18 protein-coding genes, 1 tRNA gene and 2 pseudogenes are annotated in these 16,034 nt (G+C 68.4%); 8 read left to right on the top strand and 13 right to left on the bottom strand.

All coding sequences use genetic code 11. The annotated features are described in order from the left end of the window. Positions 1-232 precede the first annotated feature (232 nt). Positions 233-1,219, top strand: a complete 987-nt coding sequence (locus tag GNX96_RS15665) for an SGNH/GDSL hydrolase family protein (RefSeq protein WP_163568750.1) — start codon at positions 233-235, stop codon at positions 1,217-1,219. A gap of 97 nt (positions 1,220-1,316) precedes the next feature. Continuing rightward, positions 1,317-2,531, top strand: coding sequence for an acetyl-CoA C-acetyltransferase (locus tag GNX96_RS15660; protein WP_163568654.1), 1,215 nt, complete (start codon positions 1,317-1,319; stop codon positions 2,529-2,531). A gap of 43 nt (positions 2,532-2,574) precedes the next feature. Here GNX96_RS15660 and GNX96_RS15655 read toward each other — a convergent pair whose 3' ends face one another. Further along, positions 2,575-2,874 carry a hypothetical protein gene (locus GNX96_RS15655; protein WP_163568653.1) on the bottom strand — a complete coding sequence of 100 codons (300 nt, stop codon included), beginning with the start codon at positions 2,872-2,874 and terminating at the stop codon, positions 2,575-2,577. Further along, positions 2,871-3,755, bottom strand: a complete 885-nt coding sequence (locus GNX96_RS15650; RefSeq protein WP_279580463.1) for a Bax inhibitor-1/YccA family protein — start codon at positions 3,753-3,755, stop codon at positions 2,871-2,873. Before GNX96_RS15650 ends, GNX96_RS15655 begins: the two co-directional genes overlap by 4 nt. Before the next feature lie 277 nt (positions 3,756-4,032). Here GNX96_RS15650 and GNX96_RS15645 point away from each other — a divergent pair, with 277 nt between their 5' ends. The 3 genes from GNX96_RS15645 (at position 4,033) to GNX96_RS15635 (ending at position 5,402) form a co-directional block, all read left to right on the top strand. Then, complete coding sequence (locus tag GNX96_RS15645) at positions 4,033-4,269, top strand: VOC family protein (protein WP_163568652.1); 237 nt, start codon at positions 4,033-4,035, stop codon at positions 4,267-4,269. Between the two features lie 307 nt (positions 4,270-4,576). Beyond that, the gene (locus GNX96_RS15640) at positions 4,577-4,918 is read left to right on the top strand and encodes a hypothetical protein (protein WP_163568651.1); all 342 of its coding nucleotides are present in this window, start codon (positions 4,577-4,579) and stop codon (positions 4,916-4,918) included. Positions 4,919-5,081: 163 nt separating this feature from the next. Beyond that, the gene (locus GNX96_RS15635; protein WP_163568650.1) at positions 5,082-5,402 is read left to right on the top strand and encodes a hypothetical protein; all 321 of its coding nucleotides are present in this window, start codon (positions 5,082-5,084) and stop codon (positions 5,400-5,402) included. Positions 5,403-5,574: 172 nt separating this feature from the next. Here GNX96_RS15635 and GNX96_RS15630 read toward each other — a convergent pair. From GNX96_RS15630 to GNX96_RS63625, 4 genes are all read right to left on the bottom strand, one after another. Then, positions 5,575-5,658: transfer RNA gene (locus GNX96_RS15630), tRNA-Leu, on the bottom strand. A gap of 51 nt (positions 5,659-5,709) precedes the next feature. Next, positions 5,710-6,822 carry an NAD(P)/FAD-dependent oxidoreductase gene (locus tag GNX96_RS15625; protein ID WP_390624026.1) on the bottom strand — a complete coding sequence of 371 codons (1,113 nt, stop codon included), beginning with the start codon at positions 6,820-6,822 and terminating at the stop codon, positions 5,710-5,712. Beyond that, positions 6,762-6,986, bottom strand: a complete 225-nt coding sequence (locus GNX96_RS52135; protein WP_279580461.1) for a hypothetical protein — start codon at positions 6,984-6,986, stop codon at positions 6,762-6,764. Before GNX96_RS52135 ends, GNX96_RS15625 begins: the two co-directional genes overlap by 61 nt. 205 nt (positions 6,987-7,191) lie before the next feature. Continuing rightward, on the bottom strand, positions 7,192-8,496 hold the full coding sequence (locus GNX96_RS63625; protein WP_163568649.1) for an SbtR family transcriptional regulator: 1,305 nt from the start codon (positions 8,494-8,496) through the stop codon (positions 7,192-7,194). An 80-nt stretch (positions 8,497-8,576) separates the two neighbouring features. Here GNX96_RS63625 and GNX96_RS15615 point away from each other — a divergent pair, with 80 nt between their 5' ends. Together GNX96_RS15615 and GNX96_RS52120 are read left to right on the top strand one after the other, a co-directional pair. After that, a complete protein-coding gene (locus GNX96_RS15615; RefSeq protein ID WP_279580546.1) occupies positions 8,577-9,221 on the top strand; it encodes a Clp protease/crotonase-like domain-containing protein in 645 nt (214 codons plus the stop codon). Further along, complete coding sequence (locus tag GNX96_RS52120; protein WP_279580536.1) at positions 9,103-9,387, top strand: enoyl-CoA hydratase/isomerase family protein; 285 nt, start codon at positions 9,103-9,105, stop codon at positions 9,385-9,387. The genes GNX96_RS15615 and GNX96_RS52120 overlap by 119 nt, the downstream gene beginning before the upstream one ends. An 88-nt stretch (positions 9,388-9,475) precedes the next feature. Here the strand turns inward: GNX96_RS52120 and GNX96_RS15610 are convergent, their stop codons facing one another. The 7 genes and pseudogenes from GNX96_RS15610 to eno form a co-directional block, all read right to left on the bottom strand. After that, on the bottom strand, positions 9,476-10,534 hold the full coding sequence (locus GNX96_RS15610; protein ID WP_163568648.1) for a beta family protein: 1,059 nt from the start codon (positions 10,532-10,534) through the stop codon (positions 9,476-9,478). A gap of 127 nt (positions 10,535-10,661) precedes the next feature. Further along, the gene (locus tag GNX96_RS15605) at positions 10,662-11,327 is read right to left on the bottom strand and encodes a dienelactone hydrolase family protein (RefSeq protein WP_163568647.1); all 666 of its coding nucleotides are present in this window, start codon (positions 11,325-11,327) and stop codon (positions 10,662-10,664) included. Between the two features lie 220 nt (positions 11,328-11,547). After that, the gene (locus tag GNX96_RS52115) at positions 11,548-11,727 is read right to left on the bottom strand and encodes a hypothetical protein (RefSeq protein WP_279580460.1); all 180 of its coding nucleotides are present in this window, start codon (positions 11,725-11,727) and stop codon (positions 11,548-11,550) included. Between the two features lie 142 nt (positions 11,728-11,869). Next, a pseudogene (locus GNX96_RS15600) lies at positions 11,870-12,800 on the bottom strand (Ppx/GppA phosphatase family protein). A 33-nt stretch (positions 12,801-12,833) separates the two neighbouring features. Then, entirely contained in the window at positions 12,834-13,343 is a 510-nt protein-coding gene (locus GNX96_RS15595; protein WP_163568646.1) for a DUF501 domain-containing protein, read from the bottom strand. Beyond that, positions 13,340-13,918 (bottom strand): septum formation initiator family protein, encoded by a 579-nt coding sequence (locus GNX96_RS15590; protein ID WP_163568645.1) that lies wholly within the window; start codon positions 13,916-13,918, stop codon positions 13,340-13,342. Before GNX96_RS15590 ends, GNX96_RS15595 begins: the two co-directional genes overlap by 4 nt. Further along, positions 13,918-15,209: pseudogene (gene eno / locus GNX96_RS15585) on the bottom strand (phosphopyruvate hydratase). The gene GNX96_RS15590 and the pseudogene eno overlap by 1 nt, the downstream one beginning before the upstream one ends. 225 nt (positions 15,210-15,434) lie before the next feature. On the opposite strand from eno, the gene GNX96_RS15580 reads away from it, so the two are divergent. Continuing rightward, the coding region (locus GNX96_RS15580) for a cupin domain-containing protein (RefSeq protein WP_452124479.1) at positions 15,435-16,034 on the top strand (600 nt) is incomplete at its 3' end.

Here is a 16,034-nt window from a genome sequence, read left to right as displayed (position 1 = left end):
TCCTATTGCACGCGTCACGCTGAAAACAACTCCCGCGACACGATTAAATCGCTGATCATTGTGGCATTCCCGTAGTTCACTTAAGTGATCGTTAGGGACTGCGACGAGGGAGTGGGGGTGGTGGGGGGGCGATGAGCAGGGCACGCACAGCACGCAGGATCGCCACCGCCGCCGCTGCGTACGGCGGCGGGGCGGGGCGGGTCTGCTGGGCGCCGGTGTGTACGGGCTGTTAATGGCCGAGGCCAGTTTCGCCCGCCGGGCGATCCAGCCACTCCCGTACGGTGAGCCGCCCACCGGCGCAGGTCTTTATGGCACCCAATATTCCGGCAAGCCGGTCGTATTAGCCGTGCTGGGCGACTCCAGTGCGGTCGGTTACGGAGTGCAGTTGGCCGCCGAAACGCCCGGCGCGCTGCTCGCGACCGGGATCTCCCAGACGCTGCACCGGCCGGTGCGGGTGATCGTCGCGGCCGTCGTCGGCGCGGTGTCCGCCGACCTGCCGCCGCAGCTCGAGCGGGTGCTGCCGGAGCGCCCGGAGGTCGCGATGATCATGATCGGCGGCAACGACGTGACCACCCGGGCGCGGATCTCCGACGCCGTCCGCTACCTGTCCGAGACCGTCCAGCAGCTGGTCGCCATCGACTGCCAACCGATCGTCGGCACGTGCCCTGACCTGGGCACCATCGAGCCGATCCGGCCGCCGCTGCGCTGGGTTGCCCGGCTGGACAGCCGCCGACTGGCGGCCGCCCAAACCATCGCCGTCGTGGAGGCTGGCGGGCGTACGGTCTCGCTCGGCCACCTGCTCGGCCCGCAGTTCGCCCGGGCCCGCGACCGGATGTTCTCGCCCGACCGGTTCCACCCGTCCGCACTCGGCTACGCCACCGCGATCGCCGCCATCCTCCCGTCCGTCATCGCCAGCGTCACCGGCACCGAGCCGCAGACCGACGTGCCGCACCGCCGGCTCGGCGACGGCATCCTGCCGCTGCCCAAGGCCGCCGTGCACGCCGTCGACACCGCCGGCACGGAGGTGTCCGGCGCGGCCGTCAACAGCTCCGAGCGGGGCCGCCGGGGTCGCTGGGCACAGCTGCGCCAGCGGATCCGGCTCCCCCGCTGGCCGATCAGCGCCGGCCACCCGGCCACTCCGGCAGCGGTCGCGGTTGCCGAGGCCGCACCCATCTCGCCGATCGAGCGCACCGCTCGCGTACCAGCCGCCCGTTCCTGAACCTGCTGGGCAAGTGGCCCGAACCACACTCTGGTGAACCGATCACGCGCGTACGCAGGGGATGACCGGACGCCAACGGTGGGTTACTTTCGAGTACATGACTGACGCTGTGATCGTCGCGACCGCCCGCTCCCCGATCGGCCGGGCTGGCAAAGGTTCCATGACCGAGGTACGGCCGACCGACCTGACCGCCACCATCGTCCAGACGGCGCTGGGCAAGGTCCCGCAGCTGGACCCGAACACCATCGACGACCTGCTGCTGGGCTGCGGGCTGCCGGGCGGCGAGCAGGGCTTCAACATGGCCCGGGTGGTGGCCGTGCAGCTCGGGTACGACTCGCTGCCGGGCGCCACGATCACCCGCTACTGCTCGTCGAGCCTGCAGACCACCCGAATGGCCTTCCACGCCATCAAGGCCGGCGAGGGCGATGCCTTCATCTCCGCCGGCGTGGAGTGCGTGTCCCGGTTCGGCAAGGGCAGCTCCGACTCGTGGCCGGACACCCGCAGCCCGTTCTTCGCCGACGGCGGGGCCCGCAGCGCACTGCTCCCGCAGGGCGGCACCCAGTGGCACGACCCGCGCGAGGACGGCGTTGTCCCGGATGTCTACATCGCGATGGGTCAGACCGCGGAAAACCTGGCACAGCTCAAAAACGTGAGCCGCGCGGAAATGGACGAATTCGGCGTACGGTCGCAGAACCTGGCCGAGAAGGCCATCAAGGACGGCTTCTGGGCCCGCGAGATCACCCCGATCACACTGCCCAACGGCAACGTCCTGGACCGCGACGACGGCCCGCGGCCAGGCGTCACGGTTGACGGCGTTTCCGGCCTGAAGCCGGTGTTCCGACCGGACGGACGGGTCACCGCCGGCAACTGCTGCGCGCTCAACGACGGCGCCGCCGCGGTGGTCGTGATGAGCGACACCAAGGCCCGCGAGCTCGGCATCAAGCCGCTGGCCCGGATCGTCGCGACCGGAGTTTCCGGGCTGTCGCCGGAAATCATGGGCTACGGGCCGGTGGAGGCATCCCGGCAGGCGCTCGCGCGAGCCGGCATGACCATCGACGACATCGACCTCGTGGAGATCAACGAGGCCTTCGCCGCGCAGGTCATCCCGTCGTACCAGGACCTCGGGATCCCGCTGGAGAAACTGAACGTCAACGGCGGCGCGATCGCCGTCGGACACCCGTTCGGAATGACCGGCGCGCGGATCACCACCACGCTGCTGAACTCGCTGGAGTGGCACGACAAGCGCTTCGGCCTGGAGACGATGTGCGTCGGCGGCGGCCAGGGCATGGCCCTGATCCTCGAACGCCTCTAATCCCTTCGGAGCCCTCGGTGGCCCGCTCATGGGCCATCGAGGGTTACCGGCGGATAGACGTCACGATGTCGGCGGCGCGCGCGAGGGCGTCGTCGGACGCGCTCGTACGCAGCAGGTCGTCCACCAGGACGGCGAGCTGCATCGGCAGGATCTCCTGGTTGTCCACCGCCGGCAGCGGCCGCCGCTCGATACCTTCGGCGTCTGCGTCGAGGTCGGCGAGCGCCTGCAGAGCGGCGCGCATCCGCGGCTCGTACGGGCGCCACCGACGCGCCGACCAGCCGGCTGTCGCGTTCAACAGCCGGTCGGTCTCGACCCGGAGGCGCTGGCCGTCGGGACGCGTCACGCTATCGCCGGGCGTAGCCGAGCAACCTCAGCAACTCCAGGTAGAGCCAGATCAGCCCGACCAGGATGCCGAAAGACGCATACCAGGCGAACCGCCGGTCGACGCCCCGCGCGACCCCGTCCTCCACGACCGCGAAGTCGAGGATGAACGTCAGCGCGGCGAGCCCCCACACAGATCAGGCTGAACACGATCGGCAGCCAGCCGGCCTTCGCGGTCGGATCATATTCCCGCAGCCCGAGGCCATTGCCGCCGTTCACGCCAAAGATCGACAGGCCGAAGTTGACGAGCATCAGCACGCCCACGCCGATCACCGCGCCGGTTACCCAGCGGACAAACCCAGGCGTGGCCCGCAGGATCCGGAACCGGTAGAGCAGCGTCATCCCGCCGAACACCGCCAGCGTGCAGACAATCGCCTGCAACACGATGCCTGAGTAGAGATTTTCGAAGACCCTGCTGAAAAGTCCGAGCAGAACGCCTTCCACCACGGCGTAGCCGATGATGGCCACCGGGTTGGTGATCCGACCCAACGAGATCACCAGGCCCAAGACCAGGCCGATCACCACGGCCCCGATGAGCGCGAAGTTCGCCAACGCGCCGGCCGGCAGCAGAATCCACGCGGCGGCCGCGGCGGCCACCGTGATGGCCAGCAGGCCGAGCGTACGGACCACCACGTCCTCGACGGTCATCGCCGCCAGCGACCGCGGACCCGGATGCGCGATGACGCCGTAGTCGGGGTCACCGTACGTGGGATCGCCGGCCGGCCCGTACCCGTACGGACTCGAGCCGCCGTAACCGACAGGTTGCTGCCGGTCGCGGGCCCGCCCGCGGCCCCGGTTCTCGCCCCACGGGTCCCGCCCGAAGACGGGGTTGCTGCTGTTCACACTGACCTCCCGAAAGCCGCCCAAAACGCGCGACGCCCCGAGAATAACGCGACGAAGCGTCCCGGGGCTGGTCCGCGAGGATGATCCTTTCCTTAAGTCTGCGGTGGCCACGACAATTTTGTCCAAGCGACCCGACCAGCCGGGTACGTACGGTTGCCGCCATGACAACGGACGTACGCCGCATCGTTCCCGACCTCAGCACCGAAGACCCGGAGCAGACGATCGACTTCTACACCGGCCTTCTCGCCCTCGACGTCCACCGCGACCCCAGCGGGGGGTGACGTTCCTCGTTTCGAGGGCGAATCCCACCGCCCAGATCATCGTGTTGCCGGCCAGCTCGCCCACCGCCGACTTCAGCATCGAGGTCGCCGACGTGGACGCCGCCCACGAAGCCGCGGTCCGGCGCGGCGACCAGATCGTTTACGAACTCCGCGACGAACCGTGGGGCGTACGCCGATTCTTCGTCCGCGACCCCAACGGCCACACCGTCAACATCGTCAGCCACCGCTCCTAGACCACCATTTCACCGCGGAGAATTACTGACATCCATTCGTACGCGAGTATTTGACCCGTCGCACGCGGTCCGTCGCAAAATCATCATGCGCCGATGACAAAAGTCAGATCCGAACCCGTCATTGATTCCCTCGCGAGTGACCAATCTTCGGTGTGTATCTCGATTTCCCACCACGGCCCTGCCTCATTTCACATGACATGACAAGTGTGTATTGATTTTTCCGGAAAGCTCAATCATTATCTACACGGCCGAGATCGCGAGGCGACTGCGGCGGCATGACCAACCCCGGGATTTGAGGAGGCACCGTATGAAAATGCCTGCCCTTTTGGTGGCCGCGACAGCCGTCGTCGCGCTCAGCGCCACGGCCGCACCAGCGGCGGCCGCGCCGGCATCGGGAAACAAGTCGTGCACCGGCACCCCGTCATGTGTGCTTTCGTTCAACGCGCCACGCGGACAGATGTGGGTCGACTACGACGCGCTTGGCGGCGCGAACACTCAGATCAGCTGGTCAGTCGGCACGTGCGGCGGCATAACCACCGTCAACGCGCCGCCGCAAACCCACATATACAACATCGGAAACGGCGGCCCGGTCACCTTGACGGTCCAAGGCACCGGCGAGATCCACAACTGGACCATCGGCTGGCACTGACCATATTCCCAGTCGATTTCTGACCCGTAAGCATTTTTCCCGACTACCTCGAACAAAGCCGTGGCGGCCGCGTACGCATTCATCTGCGCACACCCTGGAAAATTCTGCCGGCTCGAATTCCAGCTACAACCGCGGTCACCCACTCAAACAAAGGAGAACTTGAATGCGATCGCACCGTCGGATCGTCGCCAGCTCACTCGTCGGCTTCGCCGCCCTCGCTGGACTGGCGTTTTCGACACCATCAGCGGCCGCGCCGGCGGTTCATGCGCAGCCCAGCGACATCGGCCACGACTGCCCGGGGTTCAGGGCCAGCCTGCCAGGCTGGCAGGAATGGACCGCCTTCCAGGATCCAACGGCTGGGGCGAGCTGCGCGCACTGCGCCGAACAGGGCGTGGACATGTATCGCAACAACCAGGCCGGTGACTGGGACTGCTACCAGGACCCGTTCCATTCCAACCTCGTCCGGCTGTACGTCCTGCGCTGACGAGCCCCGCCGGGTTGGGCTCCATGGTCCGGCTGAATATGAAGTGACAAATAGTGCCCGCCACGGTTTCGTGGCGGGCACTATTTGTTGGCATACCTCTACGGCCGTCGATATGGGCCAAAGCAGGCCTTCCCGAGATCACACCGCAGCGCGTTTACCCTGCTCAGGATAGTGCCCGGGGCGGGACTCGAACCCGCACGCCTTACCAAGGCAGTCGTGTTTAAGACGACCGTGTCTGCCATTCCACCACCCGGGCCCAACCCCGGTCACGTTACGCGACCGGGCGGTGTCGTGGGGTCATAACCTGTTAGCTTGTGACGGCTGCCTCTCGAGTGTGCTCCCGGGCCACCGGACGGGCCGGCGCCGGGGTGGCTGCCTCGGTGAACTCCACCCGCGGCGAGTGCAGCTGGCCGAGCGAGACGACCTCGCGTTTGAGGAACAGCGCTAGCGTCCAGTCGGCGACCACTCGGACCTTGCGGTTCAGGGTGGGGACCCCGCTCATGTGGTACGTGCGGTGCAGGAGCCAAGCGGCCAGCCCAGTGAAGTTCATCCCGAAGATCCGCGCGGCACCCTTGTGCAGCCCGAGGCTGGCGACCGACCCGACGTATTTGTGCTTGTACGGGACGGGGGGGGCGCCGTGCACGACCAGCGCGATGTTGGTGCCGAGCTGGGCCGCCTGGCGTACGGCGTGCTGTGCGTTGGGGGCGCAGGTGACGGTCGGGTCGTCGGCGGTGAGGTCCGGCACGGACGCGCCGTCGCCGGCCGCCCAGGCGCCCGGCACGACGGTGCCGTCGGCGGTGATGACCTGCATGGTCGCGGCGCAGGTGACCCGGCCGCGGGAGTCCAGCGGGAGGTCGGTGAGCTGCAGGACCGGGTTGGCTTTCACGCCGGCGGTCCAGACGATGGTGCCGGCGTCGAAGACATCGCCGTCGGACAGCATCACGAGGCCGTCCACGCACGAGTCGAGCCGGGTGTTCAGCCGCAGGTCCATGCCGCGTCCGAGCAGCCGCTGGACCGTGTACGCGCCCATCTCGGCGCCGACCTCGGGCAGGATCCGCTGGGCCGCCTCGACCAGCACCCAGCGCATCTCGCCCTGCTTGAGCTCCGGGTAGTAGCGCAACGCGTCGCGGGCCATGTCCTCCAGCTCGGCCATCGCCTCGATGCCGGCGTAACCGCCGCCGACGAAGACGAAGGTCAGTGCCCGACGGCGTAGGTCCGCATCGTCGGTGCTGGCCGCCGCGTCGAGCTGGGCAAGCACGTGATTGCGCAGGTAGATGGCCTCACCGATGGTCTTGAAGCCGACCGCGTTCTCCTTGAGCCCGGGGATCGGCAGGGTCCGCGAGATCGAGCCGGGGGCCATCACGATCTGGTCATATTTGATTTCCCGTACGGGACCCACCGGCGGCTGCACGAAGGCGATCTTGCGGGTGTGGTCGACGCCGACCCGACCGACGCGGTGACAACCGTGGAATGCCGCAGCACCTTGCGCAGCGGCGCGACCACGTGCCGCGGCGAGATGTTGCCGGCGGCGGCCTCGGGCAGGAAGGGTTGATATGTCATGTGTGGTTGCGGGTCCACCACCATGATCTCGGCTTCCCGGCGGGACAGTTTCTTCTGGAGACGTAAGGCGGTGTGTACATGCCCACATAACCGCCACCGACGATGAGAATTCGCGACCGTCCGTTTCGCATATCTCAAGCGTACGGCCGCATCCGGACCTCGGAGATCAATAGCGATCCCCGTCATACGTAACCCCGGACACATGTTTTCCAGCACACTGCGCTGCCTTTCAGGCAGCCACGATTTCGTTCGCACGGCGGAAAATATCATCCAACATCGACTCGGTCAGCTTGCCGGTGAAAGTGTTCTGTTGGCTGGGATGGAAACAACCCACAATGGTGAGCCCGGACGCGTCGACCTCCACGCCGTGGCCGAAGGTGGGCCGTGGTCTGGGGATCTCGATACCCAGGGCGACCAGCGACGGCCACAGCGCCGCCCAGCCGAAGCCGCCGAGGACGACCACGACCCGCAATGTCGGTCGCAGCAAAGCCAATTCGCGTACCAGCCAGGGCTGGCAGGTGTCCCGCTCGGCAGGCGTCGGCTTGTTTTCGGGCGGTGCGCAGCGTACGGCCGCCGCGACGATGCGGGCGTCGATGAGCCGCAGGCCGTCGTCGGCACGCACCGAGGTCGGCTGGTTGGCGAGGCCGGCGCGGTGCATGGCGGCGAAAAGCCAGTCGCCGGACCGGTCGCCGGTGAAGACCCGGCCCGTACGATTGGCGCCGTGCGCGGCCGGCGCCAGGCCGAGCACCGCGATTCGGGCGTCTGGCGGCCCGAAACCCGGCGCCGGACGGCCCCAATAGGTCTCCCCCACGTACGCCGCGCGTTTCTCGACGGCAACCCGCTCGCGCCACGCGACCAGCCGGTCGCAGGCCCGGCAGCACGCGATCGCGTCGTCCAGGGCGGGCAGATCCGTTGCCTGCCGGGAAAATCGGCGTACGGCGGCCGCTGTCCCGGCCACCGGCACGCCGTCGCGTTCCGGTGCGGTGAGATATTCCGGCGCTGTCACCGTTTGCCGCCCATGCCCTCCATCATCAACGCCAGCAGTCGGCCGGTCGCCGGCGCGGGTGCCGGCTCGTTCGGCGGCGAGCGCGACGGCGGTGGTGAGCGTCAGCACCTCGGTCGCCGTCACGTCCGGCCGGACCGCGCCGACCTCCTGCGCGCGGACCAGCAACGCCGCCCCGGTCGTACGGATGGCGTCCCGGCACGACGACAGGTCCTCGTCCGCCTCCAACAGCGCCGCCGCGAGTCCTTTGTACGCACCGACGTGGTCAGCGAGCGAGCGCAGCCACTCCAGAAGCGCGCTCTCCGGGTCCGCTGCATGCCGGTCCGCCTTCGCGCACAACGCCTCCACTCGATCCCGGAAGACGGCGTCTATAAGCGCGTACCGACTGCGAAAATGCCGGTGCAAGGTCGCTGACCCCACATCCGCCTCGGCGGCGATGTCCTCCAACGACGCGCCGGTGCCGAACCGCTCGAACGCGGCCCGGGCACTGTCCAAGACGCGCTGATAGTTGCGCTGGGCATCGGCCCGCATCAGTCACCTTGCCTAACTGGGGTTGGCCCCCGTATCGTACCGGAAGATAATTGGGGGCAGCCACCAGTTAGAGGAGAGGCATGAGCGAGAGTCTGCGAGAGTGGGACGACCAAGTCGGCGGCTTCGTGGCGCCGGCGGACCTGGGAGAGTACGCGGCTCGGTACGCCGAGCATTTCGCGATCCAGCGCCACGACGGGATCGTCGAACTGCGGATGCACACCGCCAATGGACCGGCGGTTTTCTCACTGGGGTTGAAAAACACCTGGAGCCAGGTGCTCGCGATGATCAGCGCGGACCCGGCGAACGAGGTGCTTATCATCACCGGCACCGGGGATCGCTGGATCGGCGGCATCCATCCACCGTCGTTCGGGCAACCGGTGCCGAGCTGGCCGGCCGACGCGGCGTACCAGCACGCCTACCTGGATGGCCTGAAAATGCTGGAAAACCTGGTGTTCGGAGTGGACATCCCGACTATCGGGGCGATCAACGGACCGGGCATCAGGACCGAGCTGGCTTTACTCTGCGACCTGACCTTGTGCACGCCGAACAACGCTGGGAGACGGAAATTTCGCCGCCGGCGGCCAGTCGCCCGGCGACGGGATGCACCTGGTCCTGCAGGAACTGGTCGGGCAGAAAAGGGCGGCCGGCTATCTCTACTCGGGCGAGCGGATCGACGCCCAGACCGCCCTGCGACTCGGACTTGTCAACGAGGTCACCGAAAATGATCGGCTACTGCCGCGAGCGCGGGAAATCGCCGAGGAGATCATGAAAAAGCCGCGCACGACTCGCCGGATGACTCACGCGATCATCCAGCGGCCGTGGCGGCGCCGCCTCACCGAGGACCTCGGCTATGGCCTCGCGCACGAACAGTTCGCCGCCCGCCTCATCTGAGGGGGTAGTTAGGCGACGAGGGCGGGTCTGCGGGCGGAGTCCGCGAGGTGGGCGCAGTGGTGTGAGGTGGCGATGGCGATCCAGCGGGTCACCGTACCGACGTTTCGCACGTTTCCGGCGGCACAGCCGGCGAGCTCGGCGTCGCGCCCCACGAATAACGCGGGCCAGCGAATTCGCTGAGCCGGGCCAGCTCGGTGGAGATCTCCCGGAACTTGGTCGCACCGCCGCCGCGGGCGATCTTTCTGTTCTCGTCGCGGGGAAGTTGCCGGCTCAGGTAGAGCGAGCCGCGGCCGGCCGTATAGAACAAATACGGGTTGGTGGAGACCGGGCCGGCGAGTTGGGTGTCGGCCTGCAGCGGATGGACCACGCCATAGTCGCCATAGCGCAACTCGCCGGAGAGCGAGCCCGCGCAGGCAGACCACAGCTCCATCTCATACCGTGGCTTGATCATCGTCTGGGTGACGAACCGACGCGGCGGCACCGACCCGGCGAGCAGCGTGACTGATCGTACGGGCATTGCCTGATGGACCGCGGCCACCACGTCACAGACCTGATCAACTCGCCGTTCCTGCACAGAGTCCACATAGGACGCGTCGACGACCACATCGACGCGTTGCGGCGCGATTCCCAGTGATGCGGTGGTTTTGCCGAGGTGCTCGGCCCAACCAGCGGGCGTTTGTCGGGTCAGGCCGGCGATCCGGATCACCGCGCCACGCCCGTCCCGCCCGTCCAGTCGCTGCGCGGCCAGCACATCCGGCCGGTCATTTTCGCCGTCTGCCGAGAAAACCGGCAACAGGGTGGGCAACGCACTGCCCAGCGGGCCGTGTTTTTCCTCCAACGCCTCGCGAACCACGTTGTCAAGGAAGTCGTACGCACCCAGCGGCTCGGCCCGCAGCGGGTGCCCTGCCGGGATTCGGGCCAGGTCGACCATCAGCGGCCGGCCATATTCGGCGAGCGCGGTGGCGGCCGCCACAAAGCTGACCATCAACCGACTCTGCGGGGCCAGCCGGGGCATCGCGATCGCCAGCGGCTGGATGGCGGCCGCGTCCGGGCGGCTCAGGTGGGACAGCGCGGCCAGCTCACCGGACTTGGTGTGCGCGGCCAGCACGACCTGGAACCGCCCGTGCAGGGCATCGAGAAAAGCCATGGCATCTCCTTCGGCCAGAACGATTTCTGGCTGCCATAGCCATTGCTGTAATCGTACATATGTTCGAACGCCGAAGCAAGGCCTAGCGTTGTCCGCCAAGAGGGCTTCTACCTGCGAAAATGCCCGATCAGGCGGCCCGCGCCAACAGGGTCGGGCGTAGCAGTTCGAGAGTGCGCGCCCAGGCCGTACGAGCGTCTTCGGGGTGGTAGCTGCCGGGTCGGTCGTCGTTGAAGAAATCGGGCTCGGCGTCCGCGTACTCGTACACCCGACAGGACCCGCCGGCCTCGGTGATCCGGCGCTGCACGGCGGCGGAGGCGGTGTCCATGCGGCCGGATTGGTGGACGATCGCGGCCTTGCCACGGAACCGCGCCCAGGGCACGTCGGCGAGGCCTTCCAGCTCCGGATAGAACGCGACCATGGCGGACGCCGACGCCAGCTCCGCGGCCGCCGCCAGTGCGAGCCCGCCGCCGGCACCGAATCCGACCACCCCGAGCTGGCCGGAGAACTCCGGCACGCCGTCCAGGTGGTGGGCCGCGCCGACGAGGTCGGCGAGGACGTTAGGCAGCGCGACCGCGGTCGGGAAGGGCTCGCCATCGGCGGCGGGGTGGTAGAGATCGGGCGCGAACGCGACGAAACCCTCGGCCGCGAACCGGTCGACGACGCTGCTCACGTGGCCGGTCAACCCAGCTGTCCGGCCAACCACCAGCAGGCCGGGGCCGGACCCGGTCTCGGGCACCGCCAGATATCCCTCGGCGACCGAGGCCGCCACCGTGAACGCCACTTTCCGACCCATCAGCGGCCCTTTCGCCACGACCCCTGGTCAGGGTCTTTTCCGGCTCACGGCAGCAGGACCTCCCGGGGTGGGGTCGGCCCGGCACCGCGATCGCTTGGTCCCGGAACCCAATCACATCGGGCAGCGCTGAGTAAAGGCGTCAATACGCTAAATCACAGTTCCCAGCCCAGAAGCAGAGGTCGCCCTCACACTTTCTCGATTCACCAAGGTCATCTCGGTCTCACCAGCGAAGTTTTCGCGCCGACTCGACGATGTCACCGGCATCGTCGTACGCATCAGTCGTACGCATCAGGCAAGGACGGCGAAAACTGTCCGACCACCCTGGAAGTCTCGATTCGGGGGCGGCATTTGTTGCGGGTGACCAGTCGCTGGCGTCCGGATTCCAGCGAGTGCGGGACATTGTGCCGCACTCGACGTCGAGTGCGGGATTTTGTCCGGCACTCGACGCCGGCGCCACGCCCGGGCGAAAATGCCGCCCCCGAATCGAGGCTCCGCGCCACCTCCGACAGTTTCGCGCCGGACTGACCGGATGGGTGGAAGAGTTAGGCGAGCGAGTACGCGATGCCGTCGAGGATGTCGTGTTCGCTGGCGACCACGGAGGCGGCGCCGACCTCCGACATCAGGACTCGCAGGACGGTCGCGCCGGCGCCGATCACGTCGACGCGGCCCGGGTGCATGACCGGGAGCGCGGCCCGCTCCTGCCGGGTGGCCAGCAGCATCCGGGTCACCGCGTCGACCTGCTCATAAGTGGCGGTGGCGTGGTGGATCCGCGTGGAGTCGTACGAGTCGAGGCCGAGCGCGATCGCCACCACCGTCGTGACGGTGCCGGCGAGGCCGATGAGCGTACGGGCCTGCGCGAACGGCACGGTCTGCCGGGCCTCGGCGATCGCGGCCACCACGTCGGCCTCGGCGGCGGCGATCTGGGCGGCGGTGGGCGGGTCGTCGTGCAGGTGCCGCTCGGTCAGTCGTACGCACCCGACGTTGACCGACTTGGCGGCCGTGACGGTCGTCGACGCCGAGCACCAACTCGGTGGAGCCGCCGCCGATGTCGGCGATCAGGTACGGCGGCTGGCCGATCGTGGGCGGCAGGTCCCGGATCGCGCCGGCGAAGGACAGCCGGGCCTCCTGGTCGCCGCTGATAACCTCCGGGTCGATGCCCAACACGGACCGCACCATCGACGTGAATTCGTTGGCGTTGCTGGCATCGCGGCTGGCCGAGGTGGCCACCATCCGGACCCGCTCGGCGCCGGACGCGGCGATTTCGCCGGCGTAGTCACGCAAAGCCGCCTCGGTACGAGCGATCGCGGCCGGCGCGAGCATGCCGCTGCGGTCGACACCCTCGCCGAGCCGGACGATCCGCATTTGCCGGGTCACGTCCGACAACAGTCCGCCCATCGCGCTGATGCTCTCCACATCGGCGATCAGCAACCGGATCGAATTGGTGCCGCAGTCGATCGCCGCCACCCGGGTCATCGGCTCTCCTCCACACCGTCCACAGTGGACGAATTATGCACCCTGGGCCGCGCAGGCCGGCCCCGGCCAGCGGTCCGCGATGGCGGCCAGCGCCTCGTCGCCGAACGGGTTGACGCCGGGACCCGCGGCCAGCGCGTGGCCGACCAGCACATGCAGGCACTTCACTCGGTTTGGCATCCCGCCGGCGGAAATCCCGTGGATTTCCGGCACGTCACCGAGCTCGTACCGGCGGGCCAGATAGCTTTCGTGCGCTTTCTGGTACGCCGCCGCCACCTCCGGCTCGACGGCGAGCCGCTCGGTCATCGTACGCATGATGCCGGTCGACTCCAGCGTGCTGACCGCACTCACCGCGTGCGGGCAGGTGAGGTAGTACAACGTCGGGAAAGGCGTCCCGCCAGCGACCCGCGGATTCGTCTCCACCACGGCGGGATGTCCTGCGGCACAACGGAAAACCACCTTGCGGGCGCCTCGCGGCGGGCGGCCGATCTGCTCGCCGACCAGCGCCAGGTCGGCGGCGCTGATCGGGTCCACCGAGGCCGTCACCGGCCGGCCGGGCGGTCCGCGCCGGCCAGGCTGCCGGCGAGTTTTCCGTACCAGGGACCAGCTCCCGCCGCCGTACCAGCCGGACCGCCGCTCGCCGCGGTGGACCGGTCACCGCCGACCACCACGAAAGTGGAGTCGCCGGGCTCGACGTACTGCAGCCGCTGGCGGGCCTGCGCCTTCACGTAGTTCGGGTCGTTCCACTGGGCCTTTTGCTTCGCCAGACCGGAAATCCGTTGCTGTTGGGTGGCTTGGGCCTGCTCCAACTGGGCGATCTGGCTGCGCTGGGACAGGTATTTCTGGGTGGGATAAGCCAAAGTCAGCACCAGCAGGCAGACCACCACGGCCAGGATGGCCGAGCGGCCGGTCAGCCGGCCGCCCCGGCGGGGCAGCGCGGAGGCGATGCTCGCGCTGGTCCGCCGCTGTCGTGCAGGCCTCGCCGCCGACGGCACCCGTGCGGTCCCGCGCGCCGACTCGCCGCGGCCCCGGCCGGCCCGCGGGCCACCCGGCTGCTGGCTGCCGGGCGTACGACGGCCGGAGCCTGCGGTCGCGCGGCGGGTCGGGCGTGGGGTGGACACTACGAACGCGCCTCCGGCTCGAAGCGGGGGAAGGCGCTGAAGCCGGCGTACGCGGCCGCGTCGTCCAGCTCCTCCTCAATCCGCAGCAGCTGGTTGTATTTGGCGACCCGCTCGGACCGGGCCGGCGCTCCAGTCTTGATCTGGCCGGCGTTCACCGCGACCGCGAGGTCGGCGATAGTGGTGTCCTCGGTCTCGCCGGACCGGTGGCTCATCATCGTAGTGTAGCCGCTGCGTTGCGCCAGCGAGACGGCGTCGAAGGTCTCAGTCAGGGTGCCGATCTGGTTGACCTTGACCAGCAGCGCGTTCGCCGCGCCGGCGTTGATACCGCGGGCGAGCCGCTCCGGGTTGGTGACGAACAGGTCGTCGCCCACGATCTGGATGGTGTCGCCGAGCTTGTCGGTCATCGCCACCCAGCCCTCCCAGTCCTCCTCGGACAGCGGGTCCTCGATGGAGACGATCGGGTACGAGGAGACCAGGTCGGCGTAGTACGCGGTCATTTCCTCGGCAGTGTGCGGCTTGCCTTCCAGCGTGTAGACGCCGTCCGCGTACAGCTCGGTGGCGGCCACGTCCAGCGCGAACACGATGTCCTGGCCGAGCGAGAAGCCGGCCTTCTGGACGCCTCGGCGATCAGGTCCAGCGCTTCCCGGTTGCTGTCCAGGTTCGGCGCGAAACCGCCCTCGTCGCCGCCCAGGCCGGTGGACAGGCCGCGGGCCTTCAGCACGGACTTGAGCGAGTGGTACGTCTCGGCGCCCCAGCGCAGCGCCTCGGCGAAGGTCGCCGCGCCGGCCGGCGCGATCATGAACTCCTGCACGTCGACGTTGGAGTCAGCGTGCGCGCCGCCGTTGACGATGTTCAGCATCGGCACCGGCAGCAGGTGCGCGTTGGGTCCGCCCAGGTAGCGGAACAACGGCAGGCCCGCGGAGTCGGCGGCCGCCCGCGCGACGGCCAGCGAGACGCCCAGGATCGCGTTGGCGCCCAGGTTGGACTTGTTGTCCGTGCCGTCCAAGTCAATCAGCTCGTAGTCGATCATCCGCTGCTCGGACGCCTCGTAGCCGACCAGTTCCGGCTCGATGGTGTCCACGACGGCCCGTACGGCGCCTTCGACGCCCTTGCCGCCGTAGCGGTCCTCACCGTCGCGCAGCTCGACCGCCTCGAACGCGCCGGTCGAAGCGCCGGACGGCACCGACGCGCGGCCGACGGTGTCGTCGTCGAGCACCACCTCGACCTCGACGGTGGGGTTGCCGCGCGAGTCCAGGATCTCGCGGGCGGTGATGCCGGAAATGGTGGCCACTCGGGTCGCTCCCCTTACTCAAGGAATCTGCTGTCAGCCGCTCTCTACCCGCGAGACTAACGAATCGGAATCGGTTCACCTGGACGGCCCGCCCGGCACGCGCGCCATCGTGTCGGCCATTTCCCGTACGTGCTGCTGAACCGCCGCTCATAAGGACGTACGCACTATCATGCGTGTGTGGTCCCGGGTTGGACCCACGATCGGCCAGTGCCAGGAGCGTCCGCCATGACGGTTCCCCAGCGGGATGCGAGCCAGCGTCCACTCTCCACGTTCCAGGTGCTGCGCTCGGCCGATGTCGGGGCCGTCGAGACGGTGGCGAGCCGGGTGTTCTCACCGCATCTGATCCGGCCGGGCCGCTCAGCGCCGCTGGACGCCCGGCTGCACAGCGCCGACCTCGGGGCGTTGCGGTTCATCTACCTCGAGTGTGGCGCGGCGGTGACCATCGACACCCGGGCACCACTGGACTACTACGCGGTGAACCTGCCGTTGAGCGGGGCCGCGCGGATCCGCTGCGGGACCGCCGACGTCGCGATGACCCCCACCACGGCGTCGGTGTTTTCGCCGGTCGAGCACGTGACCATGACCTGGAGCGGCGACCTGCGGCAACTCTGCGTCAAGATCGACGCGAAGGCCCTGCAGGAACACGCACGACGGCTGACCCCAAGACCGTTGCGGCCGGTACGCTTCGAGCCCCGCCTCGCGGTGAACGGCCGGCCAGCGCGATTCGTGGGTCGAGGTGGTACTGCTGGCAGCACCAGACCCTGCGACTTTCCCCTGGCGGCATTGTTCCGCTCCGGTGGCCCGGTCATATCGAGCAGATGGCGA

It is taken from the genome of Fodinicola feengrottensis (assembly GCF_010993775.1).
Taxonomy (GTDB): Bacteria; Actinomycetota; Actinomycetes; order Mycobacteriales; family HKI-0501; genus Fodinicola; species Fodinicola feengrottensis.
Note: the sequence above shows the minus strand (reverse complement) of the source record. Positions and strands in the feature narration are given on the sequence as shown.